This window comes from Algibacter sp. (genome assembly GCF_049667265.1).
Taxonomy (GTDB): Bacteria; Bacteroidota; Bacteroidia; order Flavobacteriales; family Flavobacteriaceae; genus Algibacter_B.
In genome coordinates, this window is the sequence record NZ_JBATHX010000487.1 from 1 (window position 1) to 9,159 (window position 9,159).

Below are 9,159 nucleotides of genomic sequence, written 5' to 3' on the forward strand. Positions count from 1 at the left end.
TCAACTAATCGCTCATCGCTACCATTTGATTGTGCATTACCAAAGTAAAAATTGGCAATGACTCCTAAATCCGGATGCACTTTAGATACAATACGCGAATTTACTTCCCATAAATCTTGGGCAGGGGCAGCATTAGGAAATGCAAAAGCCGTACGATTGGCTAAAAACCCAATGGCAGCATCTTGTGCAGTAGGGTGATGACGAAATACAAACCCTAAATTAAAGGCAAGTTTAGCATCTTCAGATCTATCGCTATCCCATTCGTACATCCAAGTACCTGGAGTAGGGTCGAAGGTCAATAAAAGTTCACCTGCAACGGTTTCTCTGTTTGATCTAACTGCAAATGGATCATCTTGAATGTTTCTAAGTCTTCCAACACCATCCACATCATTTGGCATAGCAGCAACAATAGGTTTTTGCCATAAAAAGTTTGGAGCTATCTGGAAATTACCAGCGGTAATTGCAAAACCAGAAAGGATATTCGTTTGGTTTCCACTTCCTGAATCTTTTAATTTCCAGCCTGTGAATGTTTTTGTTTGGTCTGCACCACCATTTGCAACTAAGCCCATGTATGCTGCTTGTCCGTACCAATTAAACATACCTTTTTGAAAGGTTATTTTTGCTTTAGCACCCCAATTATCCTTATTGTTAACTTTATCGGTATAAATAATGTATTTATTATCCGAATCTGGGGTCTCTGGATTATAATCTGGATTATCCTCTGCTATTTGGAATTCACGTCCATTTAAAGGTTGTCCGCCCCAAATACCCCCAACTTCAAGACCAAAGCTTCCAAATTTTCTTTGAACATGAAGCGTTCCTTTCCGTGTTTTTGGTACTGGAACAGCGATTGACGAAACAAAATTAGAAGCTTGAGCAACATCTTCTTGGTAAACACCTGTTACGTCAAATTTACCTAATTTTGTGCTGTATTTTAATAAGAATGCAGGATTTGCTCCCCACCATAATTGTGGGCCAAATGCAGCTTTTAGCCCGTCTAAAGCTTTTTTACCATCAATTTCAACACCTAAGATTTCACCTTGATAAATATCTAAATTAGGACCGTAATTGGCCTCTGGATACAATCCGAAAAAATCACCTTCATAACCCCAATGGTAATGTCCTGTACGGTAAAAACCTCTAACATCGGCAGCTTTTCCATTCCATTCAAATTCGGCATTATAAACTTGTACACGGTTTCCATTAACAATATTTAAAGGGCCATCTTCTGTATTTACAGTAACAGGACGTCCTCTATTTTCATAAAAAATTTCATCAATTGGATTTGCAGCAACATTACCAAGAATATTAAAATTCACATTGGCACGCATATTTGGTGAAGGGTTTCCTTCAACACCAATAAAATAAGACTGCATATGATCAAAACCCAATTCGTTTGGATAGGTTGATGCATCTGGATCTGCAGTACTAGGTGTGGTTAATAAATTTCCACCTGTATTAAAAGTTGTGAATTCTGCTCTTAAGTTACTAATATTAATTTTTCCGCTACTTCCTGCTTCCAAGGCCGCTTTATCACCTCTTGCTCTTAAAACAGCATCCATTAATGATATACTAGAAAACGCATTATTAACGTATTCTAAACTTGCGCTATCAGCATAAGGGTCTACATTATGTGCTTCTTTAAGCGCATAATATGCTGCGCGAGGATACAAATCATAAAGACCTCTTGAATTTGTTGGCCCTTTTGCACAAACACCAAACCACTCCTCGTTCATATTGTTTTCCCCAGGCGCTAAATCAATGGAATAGCCCCCGTTTGCCCATGACGCGTTACTATCATGTACCTCAAGATTTTTGGTTTGACCAAATTTCCACCAGCCATCACTAAATTGAAACGTAAAACCTCCAATAGCATTTTCAGCTTTTCCTAAACCACTAGCGTTTTGGTAAATATCTTTCCAATTTTCTACCATATAGTATGCCTGCGATTTTTGGTCTTCTTGATTTTCAATAGCATTGAATGCATCAGCCCCAAACTCGGTTAACAAAATAGGTTTATTCAATTTATCTTTTACTACTTGAAAAGCATCTCCAAAAGAAGCTCCTCTGTACATGTTTGTTCCATAGATATCAACATCTTTACATTCTTCTGCAATAATATCAATAAACAAAACGTCTCCATTACATATAGCTATTGGATGAGATGAATCAATAGACTTCATTTTAATAGCCGCATCATTCATAAGCTTATACATGGGTCTTCCACGTTTTTCACCTACTTCTCTTCTTTGATCTTCTTCATCTGGGAAATCTTCGGTTTCGGCACCAGCCCAAAAAAGACCATAATTGTTTTCGTTTCCTAGAAGGAACATTAGCAATCCGGGTGTGTTTTTATACGTTTCAGCCAGCTGAGTCACTTCAGATAATAATACTTTTTGGGTGTCTTCATCTCTATAATCTGTAACAGGCACCCAAGCACCATTTAATGTCAATCCATAACGACCAAATGAATGATTAAGCATGGTATAGATTCCATAATTTTCATATATATATTTTATCCATTTTGGTTGAATACCAGTATATTGTCTGATAGCATTCACTCCCATATTTTTTAAAAGCCCCATTTCAGCATCAAGCGCTGCTTTTATTACATCATCTGATTGTTTCCATAAGCTGTAATTGAAATTTGTACCAATGGGGAAGTAATCCCAATTCATACCATTAATCATCATGGCTTTTCCGTTGACATTTAATGTCATTCCCTTATCATCATTTACTATAGATATTTTATCTGCTTGCGCAAATAGTATCGTTGTAAACAACAGTAAGGCTAGTTTTAAAAAGTTTTTTTTCATTATATCATTAGTTTAGCTTATTGTTAGAGTTTAGTTAGTTGTCTGTATTGGTTTGTTGTGTTACTGTATTTAGTAATATTAACTATTAAAATTCTTATTATCGCTTTTTATACCCATACAAAAAGCATACACAAGAATTAACTTGTCTTTTAGGACGAACCACCATTAAAAGGGGTTTATCTGATTGTTTCTTACGATACAAAACAGTTAAAAGCACAGACAGACAACAATGTTGTTGTAATGTATGGGTAAAATTATATTATTTATGTGCAATATAATTTCTTGATAAAATGGTAATATTCAATTATTGACTTTTTCAGGTTTATATAAGTCGATTAAGCTTGCTGTTACGCTATTTTAATAAATAGCAAAAATCATACTCCAAAATATATTAGGAGAACATTTAATACTATTAATTATAAAGCTATTATTACTTAACTTAAGATGAAAAACGCAACACAATTGAGAAATAATTACTCAATTATATTTTTTTGATGCTGCCTTTTTTAACTGAAGTCAAGAATTTTGTTTTTAAATTTAAGTTTTTCATCTTTATCCCAAAGTCCCCAATAAGCACCTACATCACCTTCGGTACCAACTTTCCAGGACTCATCAAAAGACGAAAAGTAAAATATATCAATATTGTCTTCCTTTGACCATTCTTGAGTGTTAATAAAATACTTAATAGCGTTTTCATGAGATGGAAGCGCCCCTTGCAATCCTAAGCCTTGACTAGGCCATCCTGTTTCGGTTATTATAACCTTTTTTCCATTTCCTGCTTTAACAGCTCTATTAAACATATCTTTCATGTAGAGTAACGAATACTCTTGGCTACAACCTTCCCAATATGGGTAACAATTAGCCAAAACAACATCGCAAGCTTCGGTAATTTTTGGGCGTTTAGCGAATTCATAATAGGCATCTACATAACCCATTGGAATGCCAGGGATTTCACGTTTTACATAGTACATGAAATCTAATAGTTCTTCTTCAGATAAATCACCCCTATACATAACCTCATTTCCTACTGCCGCTATATCAACATAGCCATCTTTAGCAAGCTTTATGAGTCCTGCAATTTCTTTTTTATTTATTTCAGCGTCATCACCTAACCAAGCACCTACCAAAGTTTTAATTCCAAACTCTTTTGCAATTACAGGAATAAGCTCGTTTCCATCGGTGCATGAAAAAGAACGAATCCATTTGGTATGTGGCTTTAAAATCTTCATACGCCTTCTAATCTGCTTCTCGGTAAGTTGATCGCCAGCACTCTGACCTTCTTCATAAGCACTAAAACAAATACCGTGCATACCGTTTTTCAAAAGCCTATTGAAAGTATTTTGTAATCCTTTAGTCGTTTTATTTTCTAAGCCACCTGAAAGTGACATAAGGTTTTCCTTTTTGAAAGACATAATTCTTAATTTTTTAAAATTTTAAACTTTCATTCTTATCCCAAATTCCCCATCGTTGGCCTACATCACCTTCATGATGTACTTTCCAAGATTCATCAAAAGAAGAGAAATACAGTAAATCCACATTTTCTTGTTGCGCCCAATTATTGGCGTTTATAAAATATTTCATAGCATTTTCCTCAGAAGGAACTGCGTTCTTGTTGGTTTCTCCTTTATTAGGCCATCCTGTTTCTGTGATAATTACAGGTTTATCTTGAGCAATTGTTTTGGTTAGCGCATACATCTGTTTTAAATGTAATGAAGCGTTATTTATATCAGAACCTTCCCAAAAAGGATAACAGTTTACTAGAATAACATCGCAAATATCAACAAGTTTAGGGTGCTCATGAAACTGATAATAAGCATCAACATAACCTACTGGAATATTTGGTAATGCTATTTTAACTTTTCTGATATAATTTAAAATTTGTAGCTCTGTTAAATCATTTCTTAGTAGAACTTCATTACCAACTACAGCAATATCTACATGCCCTTTTTTAGCCAAATCAATCAGCGCATTAACCTCTATGTCATTCTTAGATTTATCTGTTCCAATCCATGCGCCAACCATAGTTTTAACACCATTTTGATGGGCAATTTCTGGAATAAACTCGTTACCATCTGTACATGAAAAAGAACGCACCCATTTTGCATAAGGTTTTATTAAATTCATTCTTTTAAGAATCTGCTCTTTTGAAAGTTGATCCCCAATATTTTGACCTTCTAGATATGGACTAAAACACAAACCATGTAGGCCATTATTCATAATGTCTTTAAAAAGGATTTTTATATCTGAAGTAGATTTTGAAGTAAAATCTATTTCAGTCCTTTTATCAATTTCTAAATCGATGTTTTTAAAAGACAATAATTTATCTAATTGGTAATATGATGAAGATGATTTTGGAGTAGAATAGTTTTTTCGTTCATCTAAAGCATTACGTGTTACTCCAGCGCTTTCTTCTGTAACAGCATAATTACGCATTACAAACATTGCAATAAGTGTCCCTATAATTGGAATAGCGGAAAAAGCTAGTCTCAAGCCCTCAATAGCCCCTTCTGGTTGAACGGTTGCCCCTGAATCAAAACCTACTGTAGTTAAAATAACACCACTCAAACCTCCAGCAATAGCGAAACCAAATTTCACTACAAACCAATAAATAGCTCCAAAGGTACCTTCTCTTCTAAGTCCTGAAGTAAGCTCGTCTAAATCAATTACATCGGCTGTCATAGACATCATTAAAACAAATAGACTTCCTATACCAAAGGAGAAAAATGGAAGTGCAAAAATGAACATATAGGGTTTGCCTGGAATAAAGAGAAACCATAACATTATATACCCTATAATAGATATTCCTTGCGATACTAAAAATGCCTTCTTTTTACCCATTGATTTGGACATTTTAGTAACAATAGGTATCACCATAAAAGTAGTTCCAAGCGCACCTAAACATCCAAAAAGTGTAGGCCATATCCCTGCAGCACCAGCATCACCATCAAAAAGATGATACACTATAATAAAGAAAGAGAACGAAGCTATGGTCATAAAGGCATTATACACCAAAAAGGTTGCAATACATAACTGTCTGAATGGCTTAATTTTAAAAGCACTTTTAAAACCTGAACCTATTTCTGCAAGGCTAGCACCGATGTATTTTAATTTGAGTGGAGAATAATCTTCATTTAAGGTTGATTTACTTTTAATAAATACACCTGGAATGATTGCACAGATTGCAGAAAAAGCCCCTACCCAAATTGCTAATGTTCGGGTTGCAACTTCTGCCGACTCAAACCACTCTGGGTCGTACATAATTACCCAAAACCACGGTGCTATTACCCATGCCCATTGCCCAATCCACTGAGCGGTTGCCATAATATCGGTGCGTTCATGAAAATCTTCACTCATTTCGTAGCCCATTGCTACATAAGGCACACTATAAATGGTAATCCCTAAGTAAAATATAATTGACCAAATCATAAAGTATGTGAAATTATAATCAACTCCAGCGTCCTTATAAAGTTGCCACATCGCAATGAATGAAATAAAAAGAATTATACCTCCGAGAATTACGTAGGGTTTTCGTCTTCCCCATCTTGATTTCGTATTATCCGAAATATAGCCCATAATTGGGTCTGTAACAAAGTCAAAAAGTCTTGGCAATAAATATATGATTCCCCACATCCAACCGGGAAAACCTAAATCTTGTACTAAAACTACCATAAAAATTCCGAGTGCTGCAGGAAACATTTGATTGGCGAGCATTCCTATCCCGAAAGCAACTTTTTGTCCGAAAGGAACTTTAATTGTGATGGTTTTAGACATAATTTTTTTGGTTTAGTTAGTTGTTCGTTTTATGCTTTTGGAATAACAATGGTTTGAATTGCTTGTGCGTCAATAGAAAACGTAACGGTTTTATCGTTAAGTGTTAAATTAACAGACTTTGGTGTTTCAAACTCGTTAAAAAGTACTACAGATATTGAACCATCAGGATTTTGTGCTGCTGTTGCCATAAGTTTGGTATCAGAATTCTCATGTGCAATTACTTTTGCATTTGGTCTAATAAATTTACTGAAATGCGCCATGGTATAAAATAAAGGTGTAAAGTATACTTCATCTTTTTCTGGGTCGACAATTACAGGAGCTACACACCAGTTTTCGAACCAGTTTGGACCACCTTGCCTATCTAACACCATATTCCAGTCTACCCAACCATCTACCCAGTTATTTAAGCAGCCAATAATATCTCTTGCATAACGGTTTACAGGTGCGTATTTAGGGTGTAAATATTTTTTTTCTGGTTCTCTCCAATCATAACCCCAATCTGTTGCTTCTTTTTTCCAATACCAAGAATCATCTTGCCAAACAGGCACCTGAGAATCAATACATCCTTCAGTTTCAATTAAGTATTTATTTGGTGCTTTATTATGCGCATATTGTAAGGCTTCAGGAAAATAATCATAAGTACTCTCATACCAATGTATAGCGGTTCCGTCAAAATATTTTGAAGAAGCTTCATCACGATACATTTCATCAACCCATTCTTTTAAACCTTCTCTATTTTGATCGTAACCTAAAATAATTTTATCACCATAACCATCAGCTTCTAATTTTGGTCCTAAATGAAATTCTACAAAATCGGTCATTTCCTTAGGTGTATAGTGCATGCTTTCCCAGTTGTTACCGTTTCCATGTGGTTCGTTTTCAACAGTAAAACCCCAAATTTCAATACCTTGAGCTTTATAAGCTTCAATATATTTTGAAAAGAATAATGCCCAAGTATCATAATATTCAGGAAGTAATTTTCCACCAACCCATTTGTTGTTATCCTTCATCCAAGGTGCTGCAGACCATGGTGAACCGAAAATATTAAACCCGTCTTCTGAAGCAGCCATGGCATCTTTTATCATCGGGATTAAATCATCCATATCTTCTTCAATGGTAAAATGCTCCAAATTTTTATCGCCTTCTACAGGTGTATAAGAGTAGTTTGTTAATGAAAAATCACAAGAATTCATATGCGTTCTTGTTAAAGAATAGTTTGCACCATCTTTTGAAAAATATGCTTGAATAATAGTGTCTCTATTCTTTTTGCTTAATTTATTTAATAAATAAGCAGAAGACTCCGTAAACGCTCCTCCAAAACCAGAAATTGTTTGAAGTGTTTTATTTGGTAATAATTTAATGGTAACTAAAGAATCTGCACTTTCAATAGTTGTAATTTTTGTTAGTTTATTACCCTTAGCTGAAGTTTCATAAACTTCTACTGCTAATTTTTCTTGTTTTTCGTTACAGCTATACATCATAAAAAGTACACTTAAAAAAAGATAATATTTTACACGTTTCATAGATAAAAAAATTTAGTTGTTAGTGTTTGTGATAATCTACATTTGGAACCAATACATTTTTCATTAAGGCATTTTTATCTCCTTTATAAGATTTAGTAATTGGCCGACCATCGCGTGTTAAACCTTTAAAAACGCCTTTATCAACCAAACCCCAAAGTGGGTATTTTGCCTCTCCTTTTAAACTGATTAGTCCAAAATGATTTTCGGAACCTAATTTATTATTAGCATCTTTCCATTGTTCATCAAAAGCTTCAAAATAAAAACAAGAGATGCCCATATTGTTGGTCCATTCACGAAGATGTTTATAGTAAAGTCCTTGCTTATATTCGTCGGTTGCCCTAGATCCATTAGTTCCGTAATGTCCGCTGGATGTGGTTGCCCAACCTGTTTCACCAATATGAATGGGTTTGTTTACTCCTAAACTTTTCATGTAATTTGAAACACTATTGTATTGTGTTTGCGCAAATCCTAAAGCACGAATCATAGCTGAATCAACCTTTTCGAGATCTGTTAAATGGTTTTCGTTTTCAGGAACTGCCCAAAAATCTGGACTATAATGCGAATTGTGATACGGGTAAGTATGCATCGAAATATAGTCTACAGCCTTTATTAAATTTTCTAAATCCTCTACATGATATAAAGGATCTCCGCCGCCCCAAGACGAAAAATCATCGGAACTTGTAATCCACAAACCGGAAGGAAGCTTGTCAGATTTTTTTAAGTCTTGTAAATGATTTACCCATTTTAAAATGACACTAGGTTGTACAAAATAACTCGTCGCCCATTTTACCATGGCTTCGTTTCCTACGGCTATAATTTTAACAATGTCTGGATACATGTTTGCTAAAGCTACCGCTCTATCAATTTCTCTAGCATTTTGAAGGCTTTCTATATCGTGGTTGGGTTCTAAATCTGTCCAAGCATTTAAGCAGTCTATCCATGCACCTAACATCACATACATCTCGAAGTTTTTATCTTCTTGTTTTAATTGATGAATGGCTTCTAGCAAATTTGAAGCATGGGGTAAAGGGGTTTGCACATTATAGGTT

Annotated in this window: 5 protein-coding genes; all 5 read right to left on the reverse strand. The window is 34.9% G+C overall.

Going from position 1 to position 9,159, the window contains the following annotated elements; all coding sequences use genetic code 11:
* Positions 1 to 2,816: glycoside hydrolase family 2 TIM barrel-domain containing protein (locus WBN21_RS16585; protein ID WP_424202255.1), on the reverse strand; the 2,816-nt coding region annotated here is incomplete at its 3' end.
* A 506-nt stretch (positions 2,817 to 3,322) separates the two neighbouring features.
* Entirely contained in the window at positions 3,323 to 4,228 is a 906-nt protein-coding gene (locus tag WBN21_RS16590) for a glycosyl hydrolase family 17 protein (protein WP_424202257.1), read from the reverse strand.
* A gap of 13 nt (positions 4,229 to 4,241) precedes the next feature.
* On the reverse strand, positions 4,242 to 6,587 hold the full coding sequence (locus tag WBN21_RS16595) for an MFS transporter (protein ID WP_424202259.1): 2,346 nt from the start codon (positions 6,585 to 6,587) through the stop codon (positions 4,242 to 4,244).
* Positions 6,588 to 6,616: 29 nt separating this feature from the next.
* Positions 6,617 to 8,110 carry a glycoside hydrolase family 30 protein gene (locus WBN21_RS16600; RefSeq protein ID WP_424202261.1) on the reverse strand — a complete coding sequence of 498 codons (1,494 nt, stop codon included), beginning with the start codon at positions 8,108 to 8,110 and terminating at the stop codon, positions 6,617 to 6,619.
* A gap of 19 nt (positions 8,111 to 8,129) precedes the next feature.
* Positions 8,130 to 9,159 (reverse strand): glycosyl hydrolase family 17 protein (locus tag WBN21_RS16605; RefSeq protein ID WP_424202263.1); only part of this gene is annotated, 1,030 nt, incomplete at its 5' end.